We start from the raw sequence: 25,824 nt of genomic DNA, 5'->3' as shown, positions 1-25,824 counted from the left end.
GCAAACGTTAGCCTGCGCGGAGCACGCGTTCGGCAATCAGCCGCGAGTACCAGAGGGCGCTGTCCTTCGGGGTGCGTTCCAGAGTGTCGTAATCCACGCGCACAATGCCGAAGCGCTTGGAGTAGCCGTAGCCCCACTCGAAGTTATCCATCAGCGACCACACCTGGTAGCCGCGCAGGTCCACGCCGCGCTGCATGGCGCGGTGCGCGGCAGCGAAGTGGCGGTGGAGGTAATCGGTGCGTTCGGCGTCGTGCACGGCAGGCGCGCCGTCCTCCCCGGTGACCAGCTCATCCGCAAACGCGGCTCCGTTTTCGGTCACCATCAGCGGCAGGTCCGGCCAGCGCTCATGCACCGCGACCAGCAAATCTTCCAGCCCGGCCGGGTCAATGTTCCAGCCCATCTCCGTGTACGGGCCGGGCTGGGCGACGAATTCGACGACGCCGGCGCCGGGCCAGGCGGTGCCTTCGGCGGGCTTGTGTCCGTCGGCGTTGATGCGGTCGCCCTTGCCGTCCCAGATCCGCACCCGGTTGGTGGAGTAGTAGTTGATGCCCAGGAAATCCAGCGGCTGGCAGATCAGCTGGTTGTCACCGTCCTGGATGAAGGACCAGTCCGTGATGGAGGCGGTGTCCGCGAGGACGTCCTCCGGGTAGGTGCCGTTGAGCATCGGATCCAGGAACAGGCGGTTGGCCAGTCCGTCCACCCGGCGCACGGCTTCGGGGCCGGTCTCGCCCTCGGGCCGGAACACGTGCAGGTTCAGGGTCACGGCAATGTCCGCGTCCGCGGAAACCACTCCGCGCAGTTCCTTCACGGCCAGGCCGTGGGCCAGGTTCAGGTGGTGGACGGCGGTGAGGGCTTCGACGTCGCTGGTCCGTCCCGGAGCGTGCGCGCCGGATCCGTAGCCGAGGTAGGCGGAGCACCAGGGTTCGTTCAGCGTGATCCAGCCGGTGATCCGGTCGCCGAGCCGTTCGCCCACCAGCCGGGCGTAGTCGGCAAAGGCGTAGGCGGTCTGCCGGTTGGTCCAGCCGCCCTCATCCTCCAGGGCCTGCGGCAGGTCCCAGTGGTAGAGGGTGGCCAGCGGTTTGATGCCGCGGGCAATCAGTCCGTCGACGAGCCGCTCGTAGAAGGCCATGCCGGTCTCGTTGACCGGGCCGCGGCCGGTGGGCTGGATGCGGGGCCAGGAAATGGAGAACCGGTAGGCCTCCAGACCCAGTTTCTGCATCAGGTCCAGGTCCTCTTCGAGCCGGTGGTAGTGGTCGCACGCCACGTCCCCGGTGTCTCCGTTCCAGACCTTGCCGGGGGTTTTGCTGAAGGTGTCCCAGATGGACGGGCCGCGGCCGTCAGCGTTGAAGGCCCCCTCAATCTGGTACGACGCCGTGGCGGAGCCGAAGATGAAGTCCGGTCCGAAGACCAACCCCTCATCCCGGTAGTCCGGATGAAGTTCCTGTGAAGCGGTGGGAGACGATGTCACTGGAGTACTGCCTTTCCTTGGTTTGAAGCGTTTTCAGTTGGAGTGTCATGGTTTGGAGTGTTATCCAGCGGGAGCCGGAGCGTGAAGCTGTCGCCCGGTTCGAGGTGGACGGTGTACCGGATGCCGTGGACCTCGATGTCGTGAGCTCCGGCGGCAGCCGCCGTGCGCGGCGTCAGCGTGGCAGAGGTGAGCTGCCCCTTGTGCCAGTCCAGGTCCACGGTGATGCCCGGCCGGGCAACGAGTCCGCGGACCCGCCCGGAAGCAAACTCTGCCGGCAGGGCGGGCAGGAGCCGGATCACCCCGGCGTGGCTTTGCAGCAGTGCTTCGGAGATCGCCGCGATGTAACCGAGGTTGGCGTCCAGCTGGAAGGGCGGATGCGCGGTGAAGAGGTTGGGATACAGGCCGCCGGCGTGTACCCCGGCGCTCGCGGTTCCGGCTTCGCGGAAGAGCAGACGGAGCAGGTCGCTGACCTTGTCCGACTGTCCCAGCCGGGCGCGGAGGCAGATTTTCCAGACCAGGGACCAGCCGGTGGAGTCATTGCCGCGGCCGTCCAGGCTTCGCCGGACCGCGGCTTCCAGCTGCGGATGCGAGGTGCCGCCGTCTTGAGGGATGCCGTTGCCCGGATAGACAAAGGCCAGGTGGGAGAGGTGGCGGTGCAGCGGATCGGTGGCGGTTTCCGCCGAACCCCATTCCAGAATGTCACCGGTGGCGCTGACCGCCGGGGGTGCAATCCGGGGCCGGGCACGGCGAACCTCGGCGACCACCGGATGGCCCTCCTGACCGACCAGTGGAGCCAGCGCCAGAACGACGTCGAACAGTTCAGTCATGAGGGTTCGGTCCATCGCGGAGGAGGTCGCCAGGGCCGCGGGTCCCTGCGCGCTTTGGTAACAGTTCTCCGGCGAGGTGGAGGGCCGCGTCTGCAGCCAGGGACCGCCGTCGTCGAGCAGCCAGTCGCAGAGAAATTCAGCGCAGCCCGCCGCCAGCTTCCAGATCCGGGCCAGCTCCGCTGAGTTGGCGGTGCCGAAGCGCCGGCCTTCATCGAGCTGACGCACCAGCCATGGACCGGCCATCGGCCAGTGCGCCCAGCTCGCGTTTCCGGCAGTGGGGGAGGTGAAGGCCCAGGCATCGGTGTTGTGGTGGGCGACCCAGCCGCGCGCGCCGTAAAGCGTGGCGGCGGTGTTCCGGCCTCGGTGTGCGAGGGCCTCCACCAGCTCCAGCAGTGGCTCATTGCATTCGGACAGATCGGCTACATGAGCGCCCCAGTAGTTCATCTGCAGATTGATGTTCAGCGTGTAATTCGAGGACCAGGGCGGCTGCATCTCCTCGTTCCAGATGCCCTGCAGATTGGCCGGCAGGGAACCGGGACATGAGCTGCAGATCAGCAGGTAGCGTCCGTAGGCGAACAGCAGGGCAGCGAGTTCCGGATCCGCGGCCAGGGCACCCGCGGGGGAGCGGTTGGCCTCCCGGATCCGGACGTCGGTGGGAAGCTCGGACCGGTTCGGCAGGGTCTGCGGGCCGGGATGGAGCATGAGTTCGGTCCGGTCGAACAGGAGCCGGTGGGCCCGGATGGAATCGCGGAGCAGCGCGTCGAATCCCTTGTCCACTGCCGCGGCGGCCTGCCGGGAGGCATCACGGCGGCAGTCCTGGGCGGTTCCGGAAGGGTACCGTCCGGGCGCGGTGAAGGTGGTGGCGGTGGCCAGGACGAGCAGCAGCTCGGTGACGCCGGTAAGGACAAGATCCGCCGGAGTCGAGGGGGAGTTCCCGGAAGGTGGCGGCGGGCTGCTGTCCGCTTCTCCGTTGTGCCGCAGCGCGAGGTGAACCGCACCCTCCAGCGGCCTAACGCAGTCGGCCTCCCAGCGCAGCGGCGGCTCCTCCGGAGCATGGCCGGGAGCAACGTCGGCAGGCAGCCGCAGTTCCAGGCCGACGGCGTCTGCGCCGGCATGGCGGGACAGTTCCCGCAGGGGAGTGGTGAGGCGGATGCGCACTTCCACCGGAACCGTGGCCGTCAGCCGGTGCACCAGCACGCCGTCGGCCGCACTGATGAAGGTGTCCGAGCGAATCTCACCACCCGGGAACTGTTCCGTGGCGGTGTGCACGGCGTCGTTCAGGCGAAGCTCCCGGCGTATCAGGTCGGGCCCGGTCTGGCCGCCCACCGATGTGGAGACGAGGACATCGGCAAAGGGCAGGTACGCCTGCGAGTAGCGGGACTGAAGCGGTTCCAGCAACCGTTCCGCCTCCACCGGCCGTCCGCCGTCCAGCGCTGCGCGGGCCGCAGCCAGTGCCTGCGCGGCGTCACCCGCGGAGACCTGTCCTCTCCGGTGCTCGCTGTCCGGGCTGCCGGACCACGCGGTGCTGTCATTGATCTGCAGGCGCAGACCGTCACGTTCGGGAAGCACCATGGCCCCGAGCCTGCCGTTGCCCAGGGGCAGCCCGTCCAGCCACTGCTGCGCAGGACGGTTGTAGAACAGCAAATTGGGGGTCATACGTATATCTCTAATCGAATCGCTTCGATTTAGCGAACATATATCAACTCTGCGGCGCGGCGTGAGCAGAGGGTGTCCGTGATCCGGAGGGCATCATTTGTCCGCGGCGTACCACGTAGAATCATCTAATGCCGGCAACCATTGAAGTCCCCGCTAAACGCGTTTCCACCGTGGCGCGGATCATCACAGAAACGTCTTCCCCCGCTGTCCTCGTGGGGATTCTCCTGCTGCTGCAGCCCCTGCTCAGTCCCGGTGTTTCCTGGCTGCAGGGCATTGTGGCGGCGGGTTTCACCGTGGGTCTGCCGTTTCTCGGGATTCTCTGGTTGAAGCGGCGGGGCAGGGTCACGGACCACCATGTGGGCGTCCGTGAACAACGGGCTCCGATCCTGCTGGCCTCCGCGCTCTCCATTGGCGTCGGCGCCCTGATCCTGGTCCTGCTGAATGCACCGGCTGTCCTGTTCGGTGAAATCGGCGGCGTCTTCATTGGCCTGATGCTCTGCCTGGCGGCGAACCTGGTATGGAAGCTGTCGGTCCATTCGGCAGTGGCCGCATATGTTGGCCTGGCGCTGCTGGCTCCTGTTCCGGTCTTCGGTCCGGCGCTGGCCCTGATGCTGGCCTCGGCGACGGGCTGGTCCCGGGTGAAGCTCGGAGACCACACTCTCACGCAGGTTCTGGCGGGCCATCTGGCCGGTTGCGTGGCCTATGCTGCCGCACTGCTGCTGCCCTAAACGGAGCAAAGGCATTCTGGAAAGCGAAGCCTTGGGATAAAGTCCTAGGGTTCGGTCTCTTTACACGCGTCATTGAAAGCGTGTGAAAACAAGATGGGGAAATTGATGGCAGTGCGTTTTCGGAAGTCCGACGGCGGAAAACGGGCGGCCGCGGAAGACTCGGTCCGTGCCCTGGAATTGGGCGGACATGTAACGTTCGATGACCTGCTGGCCGCGGTAGAGGAAGCCCACGGAAAACCTATTGAACTGCGCGACATCGACCATTCAGTGATTCCTGCCGTCACCGGGCTTTGGATCGAGAAGGACAAAAAATCGATCATCCTGCTGCCTGCCGGTGACAACCAGCTCCACCGGACCCATGCTGCATGCCACGAATTCGGGCACATCCTCCTGCGCCACCAAGGATGCGGCGGCGTGGAAACGGAAATGCCGTCCGTTTTTCAGCATGTCGGCAGCCGCAAGGGCATTAAGCGGATGCTGGCACGGTCCCTGGACTGGAACGAGACCGAGCGGTCCGCAGAGCACGTCGCCTATCTGCTCACGCTGGCGCTGCTGCCGGGGAACCCTGAAAGCACCAGCGACTTTGAGCGGACCTTTATATGACGCTGTTGCAGATCCTTCCCGTTTTGATTCTCTGGGCAGTGGTCGCCATCCGGCTCCTGGGCATGTGTTTTGGCTGGAAGCCCGGCATTATGCCCGCGGTTTCCCTGATAGCTCTGGGCGCCACTTTGAATATCGACTCGGTGTACGTGGCCGTTGACCGGTACTTGGGCGGCTGGAACCTGTTGAACCTGATTGTTCACCTGCTTATGGGAATGGGCATGACCGAGTTGAGTCGGCTGCTGCTGCGGGTCACCGGAAGGTCCAACCACATCAGGACGCTAATCAGCATCGGAACGGTCCTGGCCGTAATGCAGATTGTGCTCCTGGTCGTTTCAGACACGGACGGATCGGCCGCCAGTTTCACTGACACCTTTGGCGACATCCCGACCATAGCCCTGTACCAAGCCAGTTTCTTTGCCTGGTTTGGACTCATCACCGGTTATACGGGCATGAAAACTCTGCGGCGAAACCGGCGTGGTGAGTCACGTCCCTTCCGTATCGGTTTCGACATGCTCAGTGCCGGGTGCATGGGCGGCGTCATGGCGGCGGGCATCAAAATGGTCCAGATCGGCTTGGAGATTGGAGGATCCGATGCCGGGCACAGCGATAGTCTGGTCACCGGATACCGTATTCTGCTCGCCCTGATGATCGTCGGATTTGCGGTGGGCTTCATCCTTCCGTCCTACGGACGGATGAAGGAAACCTTGCGGTCACGAACTGTCTGCGCCGCGGACCTGTCCGCTTTGAGGCCCATCGTCCGGCGTCTGATGCAAACACCTGAAGGCCGCCGGTCCATGGGCGCCGCCCGCATTTCCCTCGAGGCGCGGGCATCCAAAGCGCAGCTTTACCGCTGGTTCATTTTTATCGGCGACATCCGGGTTCTGGATCCGGCGCTCTTGTCGCCGCAGGAAAGCACAATCATTGATGAGATAGGCAAACGAATTGAGCACAACGGTCCACCGGCGCGGCGCACGGCAATACCTCGCCTTTAGCTGCTCAAGAATTCTGCCGCCTGCACTGGTCCTGACAATCCTGGTGCTCCTTGCCGGAATCAGGGCAGGACTGGGATGGGCCGGGGTGCTCCTGCTGGTGGCTTGCATTGTCGGCATACCCGGTGCCGTCTATAAGGGCACCAAACCCGTCTTTCGGCGCCGGGGCATTCCGGACAGTTGGCGGACCAACTTGGTTGCCCTCCTGATGCTGGTGGGCACCGTGATCTGCTGGGCAATTCCGCTGCCGGCGCCGATTCCCCTCACCGTGGCAGGGCTGTTCCTGGGCAATGCAGGGCTGGTGTTCTTCCGCCGCTGGCTCGACGTTTCCGCCCATGTGTCCGTTATTACCTTCGCAGCCCTGTGGGTTACGGCAATATTCGGGGGAGCCTGGGCATGGCTGTTGATACTATCGCCGTTAATGATGTTCAGCCGGGTGTCCCTGCGCGAACACACTCCACGGGAGGCACTGTCCGGTGCAGCACTCGGAGTGGGAACGTTCTGCTGTTTTCTTGTAGCAATGACTTGGAGCTGACCTTAGTGAGCGAATTTGATCTTTCCGCGGAACGAGCAGCCGGCATTCGCCGTGCCGAAACGCTCGCCCGAAAGATTAATCTCCTGTTGGATGTCATCATGTCCGACTCCGGAAAGCCTTATGACTATCCGGCCATCAGGGACGGCGCCCAAAAGGCCGGCTATTACCTTTCCCGCACCCGCTGGTCACTGCTGAAATCCGGCCGGGAACAGGTTGTTCCGGACGAAGCGCTGCGTGCAATTGCAGCCGTCTTTGACGTGAATCCCGAATATCTGCTGCAGGAGGGCGGCAAGCTGCCCGAAAGGGTGGAAGCCGAACTGGAGCTTCTCCGCAGCATGCGCCGTGCCGAGGTGCGCAACTTTGCCGCCCGCGCACTGGGGCCCGTTGACCCCGAGGCACTGCGGGCCATCGCAAGAATCCTGGACGAGGAATAACGCTCGTTTCGTTCGGATCATCCGGACAAAAAACTTTGATTTCACCTCTTTCCACTGCTATGGTTCAAACATGTTTCACACATGTGTGAAGCGTGTTTGAACCATAGGGCTGCATGTGGGGATTGTGATCGACTGGGGGGTCGATTCTGTCCCCGGTTGCGCTTATGGGAGGTCTATTCGAATCTATTGGGTTGATGGGCCACCCTTAGTGGGACATCCGCTGACTGGGGGGTCAGCGGAACGTTGCTAGCGAAGCCAGCGGAATTCTTTCCGCTGGCTTCGCTGCGTTTCGGGTCGAATGAAGGCTGTTCCAGGGTGCTCGGTCAGTGCCGGGAACCCGCCCGCCGCGCCCGGCCGCGGCGTCGTCGTCGTGCACTGAAGATGGCGTAACATTCAAAAAGTGAAACTCAATTCCTTTTCCCATCTGATGGCCGCCGGAAACATCGGCCCGATGGAGACCCACAACCGCATCGTTCTGCCAGCTATGGACATGAACGTCTCCGAGCACGGTGAGATCGAACAGGCCGAAATCGATCACTATGTGGCCCGCGCGGCCGGCGGTGCCGGGCTGATCATCACCGGCGCCTGCGCCATCGCGTTCCCCTACGGGGCGGCTTCGATGAAGGAACCGGGTCTTTCGGATGACAAGTACATTCCGGGTTTGAGGGCGCTGGCAGACGCCGTGCATGCAGCCGGAAGCAAGCTGTGCATCCAGTCCACGCACCACGGCAAAGTAGCCCGCGTGGACGTTGCCAATGACCGTCCGGTGCTTGCACCGAACAAGCAGGACTACAGCTATGACATGTCAGCACTGGCCGACAGCACCCCTGAAGAGCTGGGCAAGATGGGCGCCGCCACTGCCGGCAAGCCCGTTGTCTTCCGCGACATGACGGACGAGGACATCTCCTGGCTGATCTCCACCTGGGCCGATGCCGCCGAGCGCATTGCCAAGGCGGGCGCCGACGCCATCGAGATCCACGCAGCCCACGGCTACATCCTGGGTGTCTTCCTCAACCAGCGGGACAACAACCGCACCGACGAGTACGGCGGCTCCCTGGCTAACCGTGCGCGCCTGGCCTGCGACGTCATCGCGGCCGTCAAGGAACGGGTGGGCGACCGCCTGGCCATCCTGGTCCGGGTCTCCGGCGAGGAATACGGACAGGAAGGCGGACTGACGCTGGACGAGGCGATCGAAGCCTCCCAGCTGTTTGAAAAAGCCGGCGCCGATGCCATCCACGTGACCGGATGGGGACGCAACCCGTTCAACAACTTCACCGACGGTCCGCTGCCCAGCAAGGTTGGTGCGTACCTGGACAACGCCGCCGCGGTTAAGAAGCATGTAAACATCCCCGTCATCGCCGTCGGCCGCATGCTCCCGGAAATCGCCGAAAAGGCGCTGGCCGCCGGGCAGATCGACTTCGCAGCCATGGGCCGCCAGCTGCTGGCCGACCCCGAACTGCCCAACAAGATCCGCGACGGCAAGTTCGACCAGGTCCGCCCCTGCATCAACTGCTACCTTTGCGTCGCGGAAAACTTCTTTGACGACACTCCCTTCTGCGCGGTGAACCCGGCCCTGGGCAATGAGGCGCTGCTGCCGCTGAAGCCCGCGTCCGCCACCAAGCACGTGGTCGTCGTCGGCGCGGGCCCTGCCGGTCTGGAAAGTGCCCGGGTCCTGACCGAACGCGGCCACCGCGTCACCGTCGTGGACAAGTCCGACCGCCTCGGCGGCACCATGTGGTTCTCCACCATGACGACGCCGGACAATGAACGGCTGCTGCGCTGGTTCAAGTCCGAAATCAAGCGGCTGAACATCGCGGTCAAGCTGAACACTCCCGCCACGGTGGAGTCGATTCAGGCACTGCATCCGGACCACGTCATTGTGGCCACCGGTGCTGTCCGGCCGAAGCCCGATTTCCCCGGCGGCGACCTGCCGATTGTGCAGACCGGCGACACGCTGCGGGCCATGATGCTCGGCACGGCAACCGCTGAGGAAGCAGGCGCCGTCCTGAGCACCCTCGGCAAGATGGGACGCCTCTCGGGCCTGACCAAGAGCCCCGAGTTTGTCCGCCAGTTCACCAAGTTCTGGCTGCCCATGGGCAAGGACGTGGTGGTCATCGGCGGTTCACTGGTGGGCCTGGAACTGGCGGAATTCCTCGCCGAGCGCGGACGCCGGGTGACGCTGCTGCACGAAAAGCAGCAGCTCGGCCTGCCGCTGGCCATGCCGCGCCGCTGGACCGCGGTCAAGGATTCCGAGGCGCACGGCGTGAAGATCCACCGCAACGCCACGATCACGCGCATCACCGAGAAGAGCGTCGAATGGACCGAGGGCGGGGAGAGCTTCTCCGCACCGGCCGCCATGGTCGTCTACGCGGACGGCACGACGTCGGCATCACCGCTGGCGGATGAGCTGCGGGCCGCGAACCTCGGCATTGACGTTGACGTGGTGGGCGACGCCGGTGCGGTCAACTACATCCACGGTGCCATCCACTCCTCGTGGAAGGTGAGCACCGAGCTCTAAGGTTCGATCGCGCATAAGTCTGGGCAGCCCGGTTCTTTTGAACCGGGCTGCCCAGTTTTTTGTTTCGACACAACTCTTACTGAATGTTCACCAAACATGCCATGGATCTAGAGATTGTTGATCCAGGCTCCCCGATCGGAGAAGAACGAGAAAACGGGCTCGTAGAGAACAACGAATTGCCCTGTTTCGGCTGGCTCGTTTTCAAAACAAACATCTCCGGTTGCCGTGCCGCCGGGTGCTACCTGCCCTGCTGTCAGGGTATCCGAGCTTCCGGTGAGCGATGTGTTCTGGATGGTGCCCGAGGGAGCCTGCAGCTTCCAATCAAGCGCATTGAAGTCGATGGTGTCCTCAGAATTATTCTGAACCGTTGCCGTTGTGCACAGCGTCGAGCCTAAGGTCGAATCTCCTGCTACTAGGGGTGTCGACGTGACGGTGATGTCTTCCAAAACCAGGGCTGCTCCTGCCTGGCCGATAACGTCGCTCTCCTCAGCACCGGGAAATGCTGGTGGCTCTGATGCTTGTCCTGTGCTTCCGGACTCTCCCGAGCCTGACGTATCGTTCGACGTGTTGTCATCTCCTCCGTTTGCAGTAGCGATGGAAATGATGATTATCAAGACGATGAGGATGATAGGGATGATGAACCGCTTCTTTTTGTACCAAGGGCGACGCGCCTTTTCGTAGGCTTTAGCGGCTTTCGCCTGTGCCCGTGCGTCTCTTGGATCGAGCGGTGGTTGTGGTGGTGGGTTCACTGACATGATGACTCCCTGGGTGTTGAGGCGACCTTCTCAGGATGAACCGGCCAGCGGCAGACGGACATCAACTGGGGGACAATGAGCCGCTTAGATTGTTAGCCCTTAGCGACCCCATCAACTCTTCGATAAACTTCTCATCCCTTGTTTAACTGCCTGGTATGAACGTCGGCGCGCGGTTACCGGCGCGCGGGACGGCGCGACGGCGGGCGGACGGGTTTCGCCGTCGACCGCTCGCCGGGAGGCAGATATCGGACGCGCCGCCGGCCGTCACTGATCAGGCGGACGCCGTCGAGCATTGTTTCCCGCAGCTCCATGAGGGCGAATTGATAGCGCTCCGGTGCCAACGCGGCATCGCGCAGGTACAGGCCGCACGCCGCCGACATGCGGAGCAGGACAGAGGTGTCCGGGGAACTGCTGCGCAGGTGGGTAAGGGTTTCCAGGATCCTGTCACGGGCGTCCAGCACTGTGGGGCGAAGGAGGGCCTCGGCCTCGGCTCCCTGGACCACCCGGGGTTCAATGGCTGCCAGCGGGCGCTTGAGATGCAGATCCATGACCAGCGCGTTCAGAGCTGCGGACTCATCGCGGCGGTCCATGCCTGCACGGGTGCCCCAGCCGGCGCCGATCCCCACAATGAGGCTGAGGACGGGTGCGCTGACTGCCAACCATTCCATGGGAGCCCTCCGGAAGAAGCGTCCTTCGACGGTACGCGGCGAGCCAAACCCAGGCCAGTCTCCGGAGGATTTGGCGGGCTCCGGGGTGCAAACCGGAATCGCTGCAGCTTGAGGACCAAACCTGTCCGCGGGACCCTGCATTCCGCTTCTCCGCGCTCCTAGCGTGAGGTGAAGCAAGGAGGGCAGAACAGTGGGACTCATGGAAATCGAAATGGCCAAGATGCTGCAGAAGGAGCGGATGGCAGAAGCGGAAAGACTGCGGCGGAGAAGGGACCTCAAACGCCAGGCGAGGCAGGAACGGGACGCCTGCCGCAACGCGGCCGGAACAGGCGAGCCGAAGCCGAAGGTTGACTGGCCCGTGTTCTCACTCCGGATTGGCAGCTTCCAGATCGCGTTATTCCGGACCATGCGGATCCGGTCAGGGAACCCGGTATCCGGTTAATTAGCGGTTGTTGATCCAGGCACCGCGCGTGGCAGGTTTGTCGTAATCGAGTTGGTAATCGGGGGTGTACAGGACAACAAATGCGCCCTTCTCGGTGGTGTTGTCCGGGAAGCAAATGTCTCCGGTGATGGTGCCGCCTGCTGCTAATTTTCCGTTTGCAGGAGCAAAATTGTCGCTTCCGTCCGGGTAGTTGGAGCCAATGAAACCCGAGGGATTCTGCAAATTCCAGTTGTACGAACTGAATATGACAACTTCATTCGAAATGTTCTTCATGGTGATGGTGGTGCAGACGGTGGGGGCGTCGTTATAGGAGGGCTTGCCGGTGAACAGAGCGGTGGCGGTGATGTCGACCCCTTCCACCTCCAGGGTGTCCCCGGGTTGGCCTACGGTGTCGTTCTCCTGTTCGCCCAGGAAGGCAGGGTCTTTGGCGGGTGCGGCTTCCTCGGACAACTGCTCAGCAGATTCGCTCGCCGCGGGCTCAGAAGTGGAGTTGCCGCTGCCCATTCCGCTGGCAATGAGAACAACGACAAGGAGAACGAGTGCCACTTCCACCACAAGGCGCAGCATTTTGGGCCAGGACCGGGCCGGTTTTGCATCAACCTTTTCTTCTGAGGACCACCCGTACGGATTGTCCTCCGTGTCAGGCTTTTTCATGTAATCAAACATCGACATTGCTTTACCGCCCCCATTTTCCGGCACCACGTTTTCGGGGCACCTTCCGGCAGGCAGCGGCCACCGCATGGACGGATCTGCCGCAAATACGTTCCGGTCGGTAATTCCCCCACCGGAATATATCGCACTTTCCTGTCCGCCTTTGAACGGCGGAAATGGGTAGCTTTTACTCAGACGCTGCCCGCGTAGGCTGGGACGCATGCAGCCTCAACCCATGATCGCCGTCCTTGCCGAAAACAAGCCCGTAGTGGGTCTTGACGAGCTCCGGAAGGAAGCAGAAGTCCGGGTCACCGACGCAGCCGGGCTGCCCGACGCGCTGGCCGGAGCGGACATCCTCTACCTCTGGGACTTCTTCGCCGACGGTGTCCGTGAGGCATGGTCCGCCGCGGACTCCCTGCAGTGGCTCCATGTTCCCGCGGCCGGGGTGGAAAAGCTGATGTTCCCTGAACTGGTGGAATCCGACGTCGTTCTGACCAACGCCCGGGGCGTGTTCGACCGGCCCATGGCCGAGCACGTACTGGGGGCCATGCTGTACTTCGCCAAGGACTTTGGCCGGGCGTCCGCCCAGCAGCAGCGGAAGCAGTGGAGCCGCTACGCCACCGCGGACCTGGCAGGAGCCTCGGTGCTCGTGGCAGGAACCGGTAGCATCGGCCGGTGCACCGCACGCCTGCTCACCGCCGTCGGACTGCAGGTGCAGGGGATGGGACGCACCGCGCGCACCGGCGATCCGGACTTCGGCACCATCCACGCGAGCGCGGACTTCGCCGCCGTGGCCGGACACTTCGACTACATTGTCCTGGCCGCGCCGCTGACCCCGGACACGCGCGGCATGCTCGGCCGCGGGGTCCTGGCCGCCATGAAGCCGACGGCGGTGCTCGTCAACGTGGGCCGCGGCGCCCTCGCGGATGAGGCGGCGCTGGAGGAGGCGCTGCGCACCGGGCAGCTGGCCGGTGCGGCGCTGGACGTCTTCGAGACCGAACCGCTGCCGGAGCGCAGCGGGCTCTGGGCATTGGACAACGTGCTCATCACTCCGCATCTGTCCGGGGACGCCAGCAATCAGCTGCCGGTCCTGGCCCGGCAATTCGCGGACAACCTCGCCGCCTGGAAGGCCGGGCAGCCGCTGATGAACGTTGTGGACAAGAAGCTGGGTTTCGTCACCTCGTGAACCGGGCGTCGCCCGCCGCCGTCGAGCTCCCCGCCCGCCGCCGCCGTCGAGCTCCACCGATTGTCGCGATGGTGCCGTTTTCCCTCGTTGAGTGATGCGACGATGCGGATTACGCGCCGTGAAAGCGGCGTTTTCTCGCCACCCGGCGCGGGAAACAGGTATCGTCCCGACTCTCGACGCAGCAGGCGAGGGCTGCCCCAGACGCTGCGCTCCCATCCTCCTACCCGTTGACCCTGCGCCTGCCCCGGACAAGACTGGGGAGCGACTGCTGAGCGAGTTCAGCTGACCGAATTCAATGGAGAAGGAAGTGCGGCGTGAAAGCTGTCCGGGTGCACCGCTACGGCGAGGATCCACACATTGACGAGGTGCCGGAGCCGGAAATCACCGGTCCGTGGGATGTGATCGTGGACGTGGGGGCTGCCGGCCTGTGCCGCACGGATCTGCACGTCATCGAGGGTCAGTGGGACGCCATCCAGCATCCGCAGCTGCCGTACATCCTCGGCCACGAAAACGCCGGCTGGGTCCGCGAGGTGGGCTCCGCCGTTTCCAACGTGGCCCCCGGTGACACCGTGATCATGCATCCGCTGGTCACCTGCGGGCTCTGCGCCCCGTGCCGGGCAGGTGAGGATTCGCACTGCGAAAACTCGCTGTTCCCGGGCCTGAACACCGACGGCGGCATGGCCGAACAGCTCAAGACCAACGCCCGGGCCGTCGTAAAACTGGACCCCTCCCTCCAGCCGGCGGACATCGCCGCGCTGGCCGACGCCGGCCTGACCGCCTACCACGCGGTCCGCAAGGCAGCCCCGCTGCTGTATCCGGGCACGCAGGCCGTCGTAATCGGCGCCGGCGGGCTGGGGCACATCGGCGTGCAGTCACTGAAATCGCTCACCGCCGCCAACATCACCGTCATCGACACCTCCGAAGCGGCGCTGGAACTGGCCTCCGGCCTGGGCGCAGACACCGTGCTGCGCAGCCCGGACACCGCCGCCGTCCTCGACGCCACCGACGGCGGAGCACACGTGGTCTTCGACTTCGTGGGCGAGCACGGCACCGAGGCCCAGGGACTGGAGATGCTCCGCAACCGGGGCAGCTACTACGCGATCGGCTACGGCGGCGAGGTCCGGATCCCCACCATCGAGCTGATCTCCCGGGAAATCTCCGTGGTGGGCAACCTCGTGGGCACCTATCAGGACCTGGTGGAACTCATGACGCTCACCGCCTCCGGCGACATCACCCTGCACACCACCGCCTATGACCTCGACGACGCGGTCCAGGCCACGCGCGACCTCGACGCCGGAAAACTCACCGGCCGCGGCATCCTCATCCCGCCAGCAGGAGGAAAGAAACCATGACCTACCCGGCCAAATACCCCACGCTGAACGAAACCACCCTCACCCCCGAAGCCCGCGCCATCCTGAAGCGGATCATCCGCACCGCCTTTCCGCATCCGGGCTTTCCCGATGAGGCCTACGAGCGGATGACCAACAGGATTGTCACCGAAGCGGACGCCTCCACCTGGTTCCGGGTGGTCCTCACCCAGGGGCTTATCGCCCTGGGCGCCCAGTCGGAGCAACCCTTCCTGGAACTCTCCGACGAGCGGGCCCTGGCCGTCCTCCGCCGGGTGTCGGACCTGGAGTTCTTCGGCTTCATCCGCCGCACCACCGTGCTGAATCTCTACGACGATCCGCAGGTCTGGGAAGCACTGGGATATGAAGGTCCGTCCTTCGACAAGGGCGGGTACGTGAACCGCGGATTCGATGATTTGGACTGGCTGCCCACGCCGCGGATCGAAGCGCCTGTTGACAGCAGTGTTCCGGACACCGGCCCGCTGCCGTACCGGGTGGCCCAGCCAGGACAGCACGGACAGCCGGCCCAATCCGCCCGGCCCCAACCGGATGCCTCGGCGGGTTCACCGGCGGCAGCCGCCGCCGGACCCGCACCGGAATCCGGAACCGGAGCCCAGGCACCCCAGCAGCGCGGAGGAGGAAGCAAATGAGCGAGAACATCAGCAGTTTCTCTCCCACCGGGTCCGCGGACCCGCTGGCCGGGTCGGCGCACTTTGAACTCGACGACGATTCCGTCGTCGTCGTGATCGGTTCCGGAGCCGGCGGCGGCACCCTGGCCCACGAACTGGTGGAAAAGGGCGTGAAGGTGGTGCTCCTGGAGGCCGGGCCGTTCCTGACCAACTCGGACTACGTGAACAACGAGTGGGAAGCGTTCAACCAGATGGCCTGGCTGGATCCGCGCACCACCTCCGGGACCTGGCGCATTGCCCGCGATTTCCCGAACCTCCCGGCGTGGATCGTCAAGGCGGTGGGCGGCACCACCACGCACTGGTCCGGCGCCACCCCGCGGTTCAAGGCGCACGAGTTCGCCGCCCGCACCGTGTACGGACGGATCGACGGCGCCAACCTGCTGGACTGGCCGCTCACCCTGGAGGATTTGGAACCCTACTATGACGTGGCGGAACGCAAGATGGGCTCCACCCATGTCCACGGCCGGCCGCCGCTGCCGGCGAATAACAACTACAAGGTGTTTGCCAACGGCGCCGAAAAACTGGGGTACCGGCACTTCGCCACCGGCCCCTACGCCACCAACGCCGAACCCTATGACGGGCGGCCGGCCTCGGTGCAGGACGGCTTCAACTTCCAGGGTGACAAGTCCGGCGCCAAATGGTCCACGCTGGTGTCGGAGATCCCCAAGTCCCTGAAAACCGGCCGGCTGGACCTGCGCCCGGACAGCCAGGCTGTGCAGATCACCCATACCCCCGAGGGCCGCGTGGACGGGGTGGTGTATGCCGACGGCGACGGCCAGCTGCACCATCAAAAGGCGCGGGTGGTGGCGGTGGCGGGCAACGCGATCGAAACGCCCCGCCTGCTGCTGCTCTCCGCCTCGCCGCTGTTTCCGGACGGGCTGGCCAATTCCTCCGGCCAGCTGGGACGGAACTACATGCGCCACACCACCGGCTCCGTGTACGCCCAGTTTGAGGACCCGGTGCACATGTACCGCGGGGAAACCATGGCCGGGCTGATCGCGGACGAATCCCGGCACGATCCGGACCGCGGGTTTGCCGGCGGTTATTACATGGAGACCATTTCGCTCGGTCCGGCCTTCCTGGCCTCCTTCGTGGATCCCGGCGCGTGGGGGCCGGGCTTCGCGGCCATCCTGGACGGTTACCGGCGCACGGCCGGCATGTGGATCGTGGGGGAGGACATGCCGCAGGAAACCAACCGCGTCACGCTGAACACCACGGTGACGGACCCGCTGGGGCTGCCGGTGCCGAACGTGCACTTTGACGACCATCCCAACGACGTTGCCATGCGCGAACACGGGTACGGGCAGGGCACGGCGCTGTATGAGGCGGTGGGCTCGACGTCGGCGGTGCGGACGCCGCCGTATCCCTCCACCCACAACATGGGCACCGCCCGGATGAGCCTGCGTCCGGAGGACGGGGTGTGCAACGGATTCGGGCAGACCCATGACGTGCCGAACCTGTTCATCTCCGACGGTTCGCAGTTCACCACGGGAGCGGCCGCCAATCCCACGCTGACCATCGTGGCGCTGGCGATCCGGCAGGCGGAGTATCTGGCCGCGCAGATGGCGCTGGGCGAGATCTGAGGCCGGGGGTGGGTTTCGCCGCGGCAGGGAGCGCCGGCGCCGGAACGGGTCCGCAGATTGCCGTGCTCGGCGCCGGGATTTTGGGGGTATCGACGGCGGTGCAGCTGCTGCGCGGCGGCGCGTCCGTGACACTGGTGACGGAAGCGCATCCCGGCAGCGGCGCCTCGGGGCGCTCGCTGTCGTGGCTGAACTCCGGCGGCACCTACGCGCCGGAGTACCACCAGCTGCGGCTGGCCGGAATGGACCGCTACCGGACGCTGCTGGCCGAGAACCCGGACCTCGACTGGCTCCGGTTCGACGGCGGGGTGTACTGGGACGGCGGGTCCCCGGCGGACCGGTGCGAGGAGCAGCGGGACCGCGGATACGACGCACGGCTGGTTCCGGCGCGCGACGTTGCCGGGGTGGCTGCCGGCCTGGATCCGGCGGCGCTGCCGGAGGAGGTGCTGTTCAACCCCGGCGAAGGCTGGGTGAGCCTGCCGCATTTGATCCGGCACCTGCTGGGCGAGTTTGCCCGGCTCGGCGGAACCTTGATCACCGCTGCGGGACGGGTCTGCGTGGCGACGGACGGAGGCGCCGCCGTCGGGCTCCGCAGCGCGGCCGGAGAACTGTACCGGGCCGACGTCGTCCTGGTGGCTGCCGGCGCCGGTACACCGGCGGTGCTGGACAGGCTGGGGGTGCCGCTGCAGGACGGATCGGATCTGGCCATGCTGGTGGTGACCGAACCCAAGGCGCACAACCTCAGGGCTGTGCTGAACACGCCGCGGGTGTCCCTGCGGCCCCATCCGGGTTCCCGGCTGGCGATGGATTCCACCTGGTATCTGGATTCGATCACGCCCAACGGCGACGGCGGCTGGTCGGTGGATCCTCAGGTGGTGCTGGACCTGGTGGACGAGGCCTCGGCCGTGCTGGCCGGACATCCGCGGCTGGTGGCGCAGAGCTGGCGGATCGGGCTGAAGCCGGTGCCCGCCGACGGCCGGCCGGTGCTGGGGGAGCTGACCGGGCTCCCCGGCTGCTACGTGGCGTTTACCCATTCCGGAGCAACGCTGGGACTGATTGCCGGCGAGCTGCTGGCCCGGGAAATGCTCACCGGGCGCCGTCATCCGATGCTCGCCCCGTTCCGGCCGGAACGGATGGCATCGGACGCTTCGGCGGCCGCCCGCTAGGCCGCGGCGTCCATCAGGCCGAGGATCCCGGCCCGGAGCTCATCCGGCTCCACATGCCGGCCGATGAGCGCCGTGGCCGTCGGGTCGGCACCCCGCAGCAGTCCCAGAAGCAGGTGTTCCACCCCGATGTAACCGTCCCGGTGGGCCTTGGACTCGCGCAGGCTGGAGGTCAGGACGTCCCTCGCGCCGGCACTGAACGGGATCTGCCCGGCTGTGCGGAACAGGCTGCGCCGGGGTTTCGGGGCGGGAGCGGCACTATCCAGGGTGCCCTCGCCGAACTGCGCGTCGATGGCGCGGCGCACCTCCGCCAAATCAATGCCCAGGGAACCGAGGGCCGCGGCGTCATCCAGCCCCTCGCCCAGTTCCTGCAGCTCCGAGTGCAGCCGTACTGAGGTGAGTCCGTACCCGCCCAGCAGTGTGGCCAGGGACGGGGAGGACTTCTCCGCCGCTGCGACGATGCCCACCAGCAGATGCGCCGGAAGGACCTGGGGTGCATTCAGGGAGCGGACTTCCTCCTGCGTACCGATGACACTCTGCCGGGCCTGGTCAGTAAACCGTTCAAACATGACGCTACTTCGCTTTCCGGTTGTATTTCTGGTGGACGGCCTGCTTGCTGATGCCAAGCTGGTCCGCGATCGCCTGCCAGGACCAGCCCTGCGCCCGGGCGTTGGCCACCTGGACGGCTTCGAGCTGGTCGCGCAGCCGTCCGAGGGCGACGACGGCGCGCAGCCCGGTCGCCGGATCAGGACTGGCTGCCGCGGCGGCCTTCTGTGAAGGGTCTTCCATGCGTCAATGCTGATTGACGGCATGGATCGCGTCAAGAGCAATTGACAGGTTTTCTCGATTACGGCTGTTTCTCAGGCTGCCGGTTCCGTGCTGTCCTATCGGGGAGGGGGTGGCCCTATCGGGGAGCGAGAACCGCTGCGGCGCGCTCCAGTGCACCAGGCACGATGGAGTAGTAGGCCCAGACGCCGCGCTTTTCCCGGTGCAGGATGCCGGCGTCCACCAGGATCTTCAAGTGGTGCGAAATAGTCGGCTGGCCCAGACCGATCGGTTCCGTGAGATCACAGACGCAGGCTTCCTTGTTCTCCTGCGCGGCAATCAGGGAAACCAGACGCAGCCGCGTCGGTTCGGCAACGGCCTTGAGGAGTTGGGCGAACCGCTGGGCATCCTCGGCGCTCAGTACTTCCGTCACCAGGGGAGTGCAGCAGGCCTCGGCAACAGGATCGGGAGCGGTCTGAGTGTTCATCGTTCCATTATGCACTTGGATTGACATCCGTCGATGGCTGAAGGAATACTCGGAATCGAAGGATATCGATATTTCTCGATGCCTGCTGCCGCAATCATCAGAGGAGTTACGTGAGCACCCCCGCCGTTCCGCGCCAAACCGACCAGGTTACTGCCCGGCTCTCGACTCTGGACCGGTTCCTGCCCGTGTGGATCCTTGCCGCCATGGCACTGGGACTGCTGCTGGGACGGCTGGTTCCCGGCATCGGGCCGGCACTGGATTCCGTGAAGGTGTCCAACGTGTCCCTGCCCATCGCCGTCGGCCTGCTGGTGATGATGTATCCGGTGCTGGCCAAGGTCCGCTACAACGAGACGCACAAGGTAGTGGCCGACCGGAAGTTGATGATCAGCTCGCTGGTCCTGAACTGGGTGGTCTCGCCGGCGTTCATGTTCGCGCTGGCGTGGATCTTCCTGCCGGATCTGCCCGAGTACCGGACCGGGCTGATCATTGTGGGCCTGGCCCGGTGCATCGCGATGGTGATGATCTGGAACGACCTGGCCTGCGGCGACCGCGAAGCCGCCGCCGTGCTGGTGGCCATCAACTCCGTGTTCCAGGTGCTGGCCTTCGGCGCCCTGGGTTGGTTCTACCTGCAGGTGCTGCCCGGTTGGCTGGGTCTGGAAACCACCAGCATGGACTTCTCCTTCTGGGCCATTACCGCCAGCGTCCTCATCTTCCTGGGTATCCCGCTGCTGGCCGGCTTCCTCACCCGCACCTTTGGCGAAAAGGCGAAGGGCCGCGACTGGTATGAGGGCACGTTCCTGCCGAAGCTTGGCCCCTGGGCCCTCTACGGACTGCTGTTCACCATCGTGCTGCTGTTCGCGCTGCAGGGGGACGAGATCACCTCGAACCCGCTGGACGTCGCGCGGATTGCGCTTCCGCTGCTGGTCTACTTCGTTGTGGTGTTCGGCGCGGGCATGCTGCTGGGCAAGCTCCTGAACCTGGGCTACCCCCGCACCACCACACTGGCGTTCACCGCCGCCGGCAACAACTTTGAACTGGCCATTGCCGTAGCCATCGGCACCTACGGCGTGACCTCCGGGCAGGCCCTCGCCGGCGTCGTCGGACCCCTGATTGAGGTTCCCGTTCTGGTCGCACTGGTCTATGTTGCCCTCTGGGCCCGGAAGAAATACTGGCCCGCCGCCGACTCCGCCCTCACCGCCGCACCGGCAGAAAAGACAAACTGATGAGCACTCCCGCCAACCCCAGCCCCAACTCCACCACCGAAGCTGCGGCCAAGCCGTCCGTCCTGTTCGTCTGCGTGCACAACGCCGGCCGGTCCCAGATGGCAGCCGCCTACCTGCGCGCCCTGGGACAGGGGCGGATCGAGGTCCGTTCCGCAGGCTCCGCACCTGCGGACTCCGTGAACCCCGCCGCCGTGGCAGCCATGGCCGAGGACGGCATCGACATGTCCGCCGAGCTGCCCAAGGTGCTGACCACCGAGGCCGTGAAGGAGTCCGACGTCGTGATCACCATGGGCTGCGGTGACGCCTGCCCGATCTTCCCCGGCAAGCGCTATGAAGACTGGAAACTTGAGGACCCCGCCGGACAGGGCGTGGAGGCCGTCCGGCCCATCCGTGACGACATCAAGGCCCGGATCCAGGACTTGATCGCCGACCTGCTGCCCACCCACCTGTAAGGACAGAACCATGAACACCGAAACCGAATTGTCCGAACTTCCCGTGGCCGTGATCGGTGCCGGGCCCGTGGGCCTGGCCGCCGCCGCAGAGCTCCTCGAGCGCGGCCTGACGCCGATCATTTTCGAAGCCGGCGCCACACCTGCGGCCGCCGTCGCCTCCTGGGGCCACATCCGGCTGTTCTCGCCGTGGCAGTACGACGTCGACGCCGCCGCCCGCCGCCTGCTCGCGGCTACCGGCTGGCAGGAACCGGATGCCGACACCCTGCCCACCGGCGCCGAACTCCATGAGCAGTACCTGTCACCGCTGGCCGCGGTCCCGCAGATTGCCGCGGCGCTGCACACCTCCACCCGGGTCCTGGCTGTTAGCCGGGAAGGCCTGGACAAGACCCGCACCGGCGGCCGGACCAGCACCCCGTTCCTGATCCGGGTTGAAGATGCCGAGGGCACCATCACCGATTACCGGGCGCGCGCCGTCATCGATGCCTCCGGTACCTGGGGCACGCCCAACCCGCTGGGACAGGCCGGACTGCCGGCCGTTGGGGAAGCCGACGCTTTCGCCGCCGGATTGATCACCCGGCCGCTGCCCGACGTCGTCGGCCGCGACCGTGCCCGCTTGGCCGGCAAACATGTCCTGGTGGTCGGCGCCGGCCACTCGGCCGCGAACACCCTGCTGGCCCTGGGCGAACTCGCCGAACAGGAACCCGGCACCCGGATCAGCTGGGCCATCCGCAGCTCTTCCGCAGCCGGCGTCTACGGCGGCGGAGACCTGGACGGCCTGCCCGCCCGCGGCGCGCTGGGCAGCCGGCTGCGAACCTTGGTGGCAAACGGCCGGATCGAGCTGCACACCTCCTTCACCATCACCGGGTTCAAGACCGCCGACACCCTCGCGGTCATTGGAATCACGCCGTACGGCGAGAAGCAGCTGGACGTGGACCTGCTGGTTCCGGCCACCGGTTTCCGCCCGGACCTGGACCTGCTCCGCGAGATCCGGCTGGACCTTGACCCCGTGGTGGAGGCACCGCGGGAACTCGGGCCGCTGATCGATCCCGAGTTCCACAGCTGCGGGACCGTGGCACCGCACGGCGCCAAGATGTTGTCCCACCCGGAGAAGGATTTCTACATTGTCGGCATGAAGTCCTACGGCCGGGCCCCCACGTTCCTGATGGCCACCGGCTACGAGCAGGTCCGCTCCATCGCCGCAGCCCTGGCCGGAGATCAGCAGGCCGCCGACGACGTGCAGCTGGTCCTGCCCGAAACCGGCGTCTGTTCCACCGATCTGGGCGGCAGCTGCGATGCTCCGGTTGCTGGCGGGGATGCCGAAGCCGCTTCCTGCTGCGGCACGGCGCCCGAACCGGAGCCTGCGGCGTCGTCGTCGTGCTGCGGCACGGCACCTGATCCCGAACCGGAACCGGCGGCGTCGTCGTGCTGCGGTGCACCCGAGCCCGCGGCGGAACCCGAAGCCGCCCCGGCGTCGTCGTCCTGCTGCAGCGCACCCGAACCGGCATTCCTGGGCATCCCCACCGGCCTGGAACACGGCCGTTCCGCAGAGCGGGAGAGCTGATTGCCAAACTCACCGGTCCGGGACGTAGACGTTCTGGTCATCGGCGGAGGCCAGGCCGGTCTCGCCGCCGGGTACTACCTGAACCGTCTGCGCCGGGACGAGGCCTCCGGCCGGTCCGGCCCGGCGCCGACCTTCGCCATCCTGGACGCCAACCGGGAGCCCGGCGGGGCGTGGCAGCACTACTGGCCGAGCCTGGAACTGTTTTCCCCGGCGGCCTACAGCTCCCTGCCCGGGTACCAGATGCCGGCCTGGGACGGCGACGGCAACCCCTCCGCGGACCACGTTGCCCAGTATCTGCGCACCTATGAAGCGCGGTACGAGCTGCCGGTGCACCGGCCGGTTCGGGTGGAGGCGGTGCGGGCGGCGGACGGCGGATTCATCACCGATACCGGCGTCGGGCAGTGGACCAGCCGTGTTGTCATCAGTGCCACCGGAAGCTGGAAGGCGCCGGAAATTCCGCAGCTGCCCGGCAGCGGTGAGTTCGCCGGACAGCAGCTGCATACGGCCGACTACCGCGGACCGCAGCCGTATGCGGGACTGGATGTGGTGGTGGTGGGCGGCGGAAACTCCGGAGCGCAGATCGCCGCGGACCTTGCTTCGACCGCAAACCTCACGTGGGTGACCCGGAAGCCGCCGCGCTACCTGCCCGACGACGTCGACGGCCGGGCACTGTTCGACATCGCCACCCGCCGCGTTAAGGCTCTCGCCGCCGGAGAAACCGGAGCCGGCGGAGTCGCCGATCTGGGCGACATTGTTGCCGTTCCTTCCGTCCGGAAGGCCCGCGACGCCGGATTGCTGGACGCCCGGCCCACGTTCGCCCGGCTGCTTCCCGGGGGAGTGCAGTGGGAGGACGGAGCGCAGCTGGACGCCGATGTTCTCATCTGGTGCACCGGGTTCCGGCCCGATCTGCACCACTTGCAGCCACTCGGCCTGACCGGGCTGAACGGCCGGAACGGCGTTCCGCCCACGGATGCCAAGCTGCCCACGAAGTCCGTTGATCACCCGGGACTGTTTTTCCTGGGGTACGGGGACTGGTGCGGACCGGCGTCGGCCACCCTCATCGGCGTGGGAGCAACTGCCCGCGACACCGTCGCCGCCGCTGCCCGTTCCCTGGTTCCCTAACGTCAGCAGGCGTCGCAGAATACTCGCGTGTTGGGGCCGGCCGCTGAGTGCTGTGGGCTAGGCTCCCCGCATGGGGAATCAACAGCGCACACCGGAAGAGGATTACCGCCGCTATGCCCGGCCGGATCCAGGACGCGCCGGGGACTGGGTGGAAGTGATTGACGACGGCCGCGGCCGGCAGATCGACGCCGACCAGCCGGCGGGTCCGCCTTACGGGGCCGTCGAGAGTCCGGACGGGGCCGTCGCAGTGAACGACGGCGTTCCGGTTCCGATGTCTCCGGGCCGTCCGGGGCCGAGCCGCCGCAACCGGAGCCTCTGGGCGGCCTGGACGCTGGTGGCGCTGATGCTGGCCGTGGGAACGGGGTGGCTCTTCGGAATCTTCGAGCCGGCGTGGAACAACTATCCGCCGGTGGAGGCCTCCAACCCGAACGGAGCCTCCGGCACCTCGGCGCTGAGCCAGGAAGTGCAGGCCAACCTCTATACCCTCGGACCGTTCGTGATGGTCTTCGGACTGCTCGGCGCCGTCATCCTGCTGGCGATGCAGGCGACCCTGTTCAGTCGGGGACGCCGGTCGGATTGACCTGGAGTTCCCCTGGAATGCGGGATTCAGCGGCGTCCGTTGTACAGATAATGGGCCTATCCGGCGGTCAGAACCCCGTTATCTGTACAAGCGATGAGCCTCAACCCCGTTATCTGTACAACCGATGCCCGGAAGGACTGAGAATCAGTTGGACACGGGCTCCGGGAGTACCCCCACCGACGCCGGATCGGCCAGCAGCTCGGCAAAGACCAGTTCCGCCGCGCCCACCAGGAGCAGCTCGGAGCCCAGGGCCGCGCGACGGATGGATACTTCGCTGCCCAGACCGCCGATGCCCCCTGCACCTACGGCTGCCTCCAGCCGGCCGGGGGCAAATGAGTGCAGGACCCCAAGGAACCCGCCGAGCACAATGATGCCCGGATTGAAGATGTTCACGAAGTTGGTCAGCGCCACCGCGAGCAGGTCCAGCTGGCGGTGCGTTTCGGCGAGGAGGTCGGGGGAGTTGTCCGAGGCCATGGCGGCTTCGAGCTGGTCCTGATCTGCGTGGCCCATTCCCAGGATGGCCAGCAGCCTGCCCAGGCTGACCTCCGTTTCCAGGCATCCGCTGCGCCCGCAGTGGCAGGGTGTACCTCCTGGAGTCACCACCGTGTGGCCGAGTTCCCCGGCGTAGCCGCTGGCTCCCCGGAGCGGTGCGCCGCCCACCACGGCGCCCCCGCCGATGCCGCTGGCGCTGCCGTTGAGGTAAACGACGTCGGATGCTCCCACGGCCACCCCGAACAGGCTTTCAGCCAGCGAGCCCAGATTGGCGTCATTCGCGGCGCGGGCCGGCAGTCCCAGCCCGACCCGGAGCTCCGCGGCGAGCGGTTCGTCGGACCATTTGAGGTGCGGCGCCAACAGGACGGTACCGTCGCTGCTGTTGACCAGTCCCGGCACTGCTGCACCCACACCGGCCACGCGGGTCATCCCTGCCAGTTCAGTCTGCATGCCCTCCACCACGGCCCGGGCAATGTTGACCGTATCGGAGACTGTGGGCAGGGAGCCGGCGTCGTAGCGGATCCTGCGGTGGACCGTGCCGCCGAGCCCGACCAGGCCCACGGTGACGGCATCCACGTCCGGATGCACGGCAATGGCGGCAACCCTTTCATTGGCATGGACCAGCGGGCTGGGCCGGCCCACGCGCTTCAGGGCGGGCGGCTCCGTCTCATAGGCCAGTCCCAGCTCGGCCAGCTCGGCCACGAGAGCCCCGACGGTGGATCGGTTGAAGCCGCAAAGACGGGTCAGCTCGGCGCGGGAAAGCGGTCCGCGGCGGTGCAGCAGCGTCAGGATCCGCGAAAGGTTCTGGGCGCGGATACTCTCCGTGCCGGAGGAAGTGCCGGTGCTCATGCTGCTGCCGTTTCTGCTGGAGGTGATGTCCGGGGCCCGGCTGCGCTGTGCTCGC

At 65.8% G+C, this 25,824-nt stretch carries 25 protein-coding genes; 16 read left to right on the top strand and 9 right to left on the bottom strand.

Features of this window, described 5'->3' with window-relative positions; genetic code table 11:
* Nucleotides 1-7 precede the first annotated feature (7 nt).
* Nucleotides 8-1,468 carry a GH1 family beta-glucosidase gene (locus tag AC4D2Q_RS09065; RefSeq protein ID WP_490946127.1) on the bottom strand — a complete coding sequence of 487 codons (1,461 nt, stop codon included), beginning with the start codon at nt 1,466-1,468 and terminating at the stop codon, nt 8-10.
* Nucleotides 1,465-3,951 (bottom strand): glycosyl hydrolase family 95 catalytic domain-containing protein, encoded by a 2,487-nt coding sequence (locus tag AC4D2Q_RS09060; RefSeq protein WP_490946126.1) that lies wholly within the window; start codon nt 3,949-3,951, stop codon nt 1,465-1,467. Before AC4D2Q_RS09060 ends, AC4D2Q_RS09065 begins: the two co-directional genes overlap by 4 nt.
* A 128-nt stretch (nt 3,952-4,079) precedes the next feature.
* Here AC4D2Q_RS09060 and AC4D2Q_RS09055 point away from each other — a divergent pair, with 128 nt between their 5' ends.
* The 6 genes from AC4D2Q_RS09055 to AC4D2Q_RS09030 all read left to right on the top strand — a co-directional run bounded on the left by AC4D2Q_RS09055 (nt 4,080) and on the right by AC4D2Q_RS09030 (nt 9,758).
* Nucleotides 4,080-4,679 carry a phosphatase PAP2 family protein gene (locus AC4D2Q_RS09055; RefSeq protein ID WP_490946125.1) on the top strand — a complete coding sequence of 200 codons (600 nt, stop codon included), beginning with the start codon at nt 4,080-4,082 and terminating at the stop codon, nt 4,677-4,679.
* A 105-nt stretch (nt 4,680-4,784) separates the two neighbouring features.
* Entirely contained in the window at nt 4,785-5,282 is a 498-nt protein-coding gene (locus AC4D2Q_RS09050; protein WP_490946124.1) for a hypothetical protein, read from the top strand.
* On the top strand, nt 5,279-6,274 hold the full coding sequence (locus tag AC4D2Q_RS09045) for a hypothetical protein (RefSeq protein ID WP_490946123.1): 996 nt from the start codon (nt 5,279-5,281) through the stop codon (nt 6,272-6,274). Before AC4D2Q_RS09050 ends, AC4D2Q_RS09045 begins: the two co-directional genes overlap by 4 nt.
* Entirely contained in the window at nt 6,225-6,806 is a 582-nt protein-coding gene (locus AC4D2Q_RS09040) for a hypothetical protein (RefSeq protein WP_490946122.1), read from the top strand. The genes AC4D2Q_RS09045 and AC4D2Q_RS09040 overlap by 50 nt, the downstream gene beginning before the upstream one ends.
* Nucleotides 6,807-6,811: 5 nt before the next feature.
* Nucleotides 6,812-7,240, top strand: coding sequence for a hypothetical protein (locus AC4D2Q_RS09035; protein ID WP_490926913.1), 429 nt, complete (start codon nt 6,812-6,814; stop codon nt 7,238-7,240).
* Between the two features lie 400 nt (nt 7,241-7,640).
* Entirely contained in the window at nt 7,641-9,758 is a 2,118-nt protein-coding gene (locus AC4D2Q_RS09030) for an FAD-dependent oxidoreductase (RefSeq protein WP_490946121.1), read from the top strand.
* A gap of 107 nt (nt 9,759-9,865) precedes the next feature.
* Here the strand turns inward: AC4D2Q_RS09030 and AC4D2Q_RS09025 are convergent, their stop codons facing one another.
* From AC4D2Q_RS09025 to AC4D2Q_RS09015, 3 genes are all read right to left on the bottom strand, one after another.
* Nucleotides 9,866-10,513 carry a DUF4352 domain-containing protein gene (locus tag AC4D2Q_RS09025; RefSeq protein ID WP_490946120.1) on the bottom strand — a complete coding sequence of 216 codons (648 nt, stop codon included), beginning with the start codon at nt 10,511-10,513 and terminating at the stop codon, nt 9,866-9,868.
* A 173-nt stretch (nt 10,514-10,686) separates the two neighbouring features.
* Nucleotides 10,687-11,181, bottom strand: coding sequence for a hypothetical protein (locus tag AC4D2Q_RS09020; RefSeq protein ID WP_490946119.1), 495 nt, complete (start codon nt 11,179-11,181; stop codon nt 10,687-10,689).
* 442 nt (nt 11,182-11,623) lie between these two features.
* Nucleotides 11,624-12,325: a hypothetical protein gene (locus AC4D2Q_RS09015; protein WP_490946118.1), complete on the bottom strand. Its 702-nt coding sequence runs from the start codon at nt 12,323-12,325 to the stop codon at nt 11,624-11,626.
* Nucleotides 12,326-12,494: 169 nt separating this feature from the next.
* On the opposite strand from AC4D2Q_RS09015, the gene AC4D2Q_RS09010 reads away from it, so the two are divergent.
* From AC4D2Q_RS09010 to AC4D2Q_RS08990, 5 genes are all read left to right on the top strand, one after another.
* A complete protein-coding gene (locus AC4D2Q_RS09010) occupies nt 12,495-13,460 on the top strand; it encodes a D-2-hydroxyacid dehydrogenase (RefSeq protein ID WP_490946117.1) in 966 nt (321 codons plus the stop codon).
* 314 nt (nt 13,461-13,774) lie between these two features.
* A complete protein-coding gene (locus tag AC4D2Q_RS09005) occupies nt 13,775-14,812 on the top strand; it encodes an NAD(P)-dependent alcohol dehydrogenase (RefSeq protein ID WP_490946116.1) in 1,038 nt (345 codons plus the stop codon).
* Nucleotides 14,809-15,456, top strand: a complete 648-nt coding sequence (locus tag AC4D2Q_RS09000; protein ID WP_490946115.1) for a hypothetical protein — start codon at nt 14,809-14,811, stop codon at nt 15,454-15,456. Before AC4D2Q_RS09005 ends, AC4D2Q_RS09000 begins: the two co-directional genes overlap by 4 nt.
* Nucleotides 15,453-17,078: a GMC family oxidoreductase gene (locus tag AC4D2Q_RS08995; protein ID WP_490946114.1), complete on the top strand. Its 1,626-nt coding sequence runs from the start codon at nt 15,453-15,455 to the stop codon at nt 17,076-17,078. Before AC4D2Q_RS09000 ends, AC4D2Q_RS08995 begins: the two co-directional genes overlap by 4 nt.
* An 8-nt stretch (nt 17,079-17,086) precedes the next feature.
* Entirely contained in the window at nt 17,087-18,241 is a 1,155-nt protein-coding gene (locus AC4D2Q_RS08990) for an NAD(P)/FAD-dependent oxidoreductase (RefSeq protein ID WP_490946113.1), read from the top strand.
* Here the strand turns inward: AC4D2Q_RS08990 and AC4D2Q_RS08985 are convergent.
* The 3 genes from AC4D2Q_RS08985 to AC4D2Q_RS08975 all read right to left on the bottom strand — a co-directional run bounded on the left by AC4D2Q_RS08985 (nt 18,238) and on the right by AC4D2Q_RS08975 (nt 19,490).
* The gene (locus AC4D2Q_RS08985; RefSeq protein WP_490946112.1) at nt 18,238-18,807 is read right to left on the bottom strand and encodes a Clp protease N-terminal domain-containing protein; all 570 of its coding nucleotides are present in this window, start codon (nt 18,805-18,807) and stop codon (nt 18,238-18,240) included. The two genes, AC4D2Q_RS08990 and AC4D2Q_RS08985, sit on opposite strands and share 4 nt — an antisense overlap.
* 4 nt (nt 18,808-18,811) lie before the next feature.
* The gene (locus tag AC4D2Q_RS08980) at nt 18,812-19,027 is read right to left on the bottom strand and encodes a helix-turn-helix domain-containing protein (RefSeq protein ID WP_400927323.1); all 216 of its coding nucleotides are present in this window, start codon (nt 19,025-19,027) and stop codon (nt 18,812-18,814) included.
* 115 nt (nt 19,028-19,142) lie between these two features.
* Complete coding sequence (locus tag AC4D2Q_RS08975) at nt 19,143-19,490, bottom strand: ArsR/SmtB family transcription factor (protein WP_490946111.1); 348 nt, start codon at nt 19,488-19,490, stop codon at nt 19,143-19,145.
* A 110-nt stretch (nt 19,491-19,600) separates the two neighbouring features.
* Between AC4D2Q_RS08975 and arsB the strand changes: the two genes are divergently transcribed.
* The 5 genes from arsB to AC4D2Q_RS08950 all read left to right on the top strand — a co-directional run bounded on the left by arsB (nt 19,601) and on the right by AC4D2Q_RS08950 (nt 24,428).
* Nucleotides 19,601-20,713 carry an ACR3 family arsenite efflux transporter gene (gene arsB, locus AC4D2Q_RS08970; RefSeq protein ID WP_490946110.1) on the top strand — a complete coding sequence of 371 codons (1,113 nt, stop codon included), beginning with the start codon at nt 19,601-19,603 and terminating at the stop codon, nt 20,711-20,713.
* Nucleotides 20,713-21,165 carry an arsenate reductase ArsC gene (locus AC4D2Q_RS08965; RefSeq protein ID WP_490946109.1) on the top strand — a complete coding sequence of 151 codons (453 nt, stop codon included), beginning with the start codon at nt 20,713-20,715 and terminating at the stop codon, nt 21,163-21,165. The genes arsB and AC4D2Q_RS08965 overlap by 1 nt, the downstream gene beginning before the upstream one ends.
* A 10-nt stretch (nt 21,166-21,175) precedes the next feature.
* Nucleotides 21,176-22,726 carry an FAD-dependent oxidoreductase gene (locus AC4D2Q_RS08960; protein ID WP_490946108.1) on the top strand — a complete coding sequence of 517 codons (1,551 nt, stop codon included), beginning with the start codon at nt 21,176-21,178 and terminating at the stop codon, nt 22,724-22,726.
* Entirely contained in the window at nt 22,727-23,848 is a 1,122-nt protein-coding gene (locus tag AC4D2Q_RS08955) for an ArsO family NAD(P)H-dependent flavin-containing monooxygenase (RefSeq protein WP_490946107.1), read from the top strand.
* Nucleotides 23,849-23,918: 70 nt separating this feature from the next.
* Nucleotides 23,919-24,428, top strand: coding sequence for a hypothetical protein (locus AC4D2Q_RS08950; protein WP_490946106.1), 510 nt, complete (start codon nt 23,919-23,921; stop codon nt 24,426-24,428).
* A gap of 144 nt (nt 24,429-24,572) precedes the next feature.
* Here AC4D2Q_RS08950 and AC4D2Q_RS08945 read toward each other — a convergent pair whose 3' ends face one another.
* Nucleotides 24,573-25,769 carry an ROK family transcriptional regulator gene (locus tag AC4D2Q_RS08945; RefSeq protein ID WP_490946105.1) on the bottom strand — a complete coding sequence of 399 codons (1,197 nt, stop codon included), beginning with the start codon at nt 25,767-25,769 and terminating at the stop codon, nt 24,573-24,575.
* Nucleotides 25,770-25,824 lie beyond the last annotated feature (55 nt).

Source organism: Arthrobacter sp. TJ-178 (genome assembly GCF_058269275.1).
Note: the sequence above shows the minus strand (reverse complement) of the source record. Positions and strands in the feature narration are given on the sequence as shown.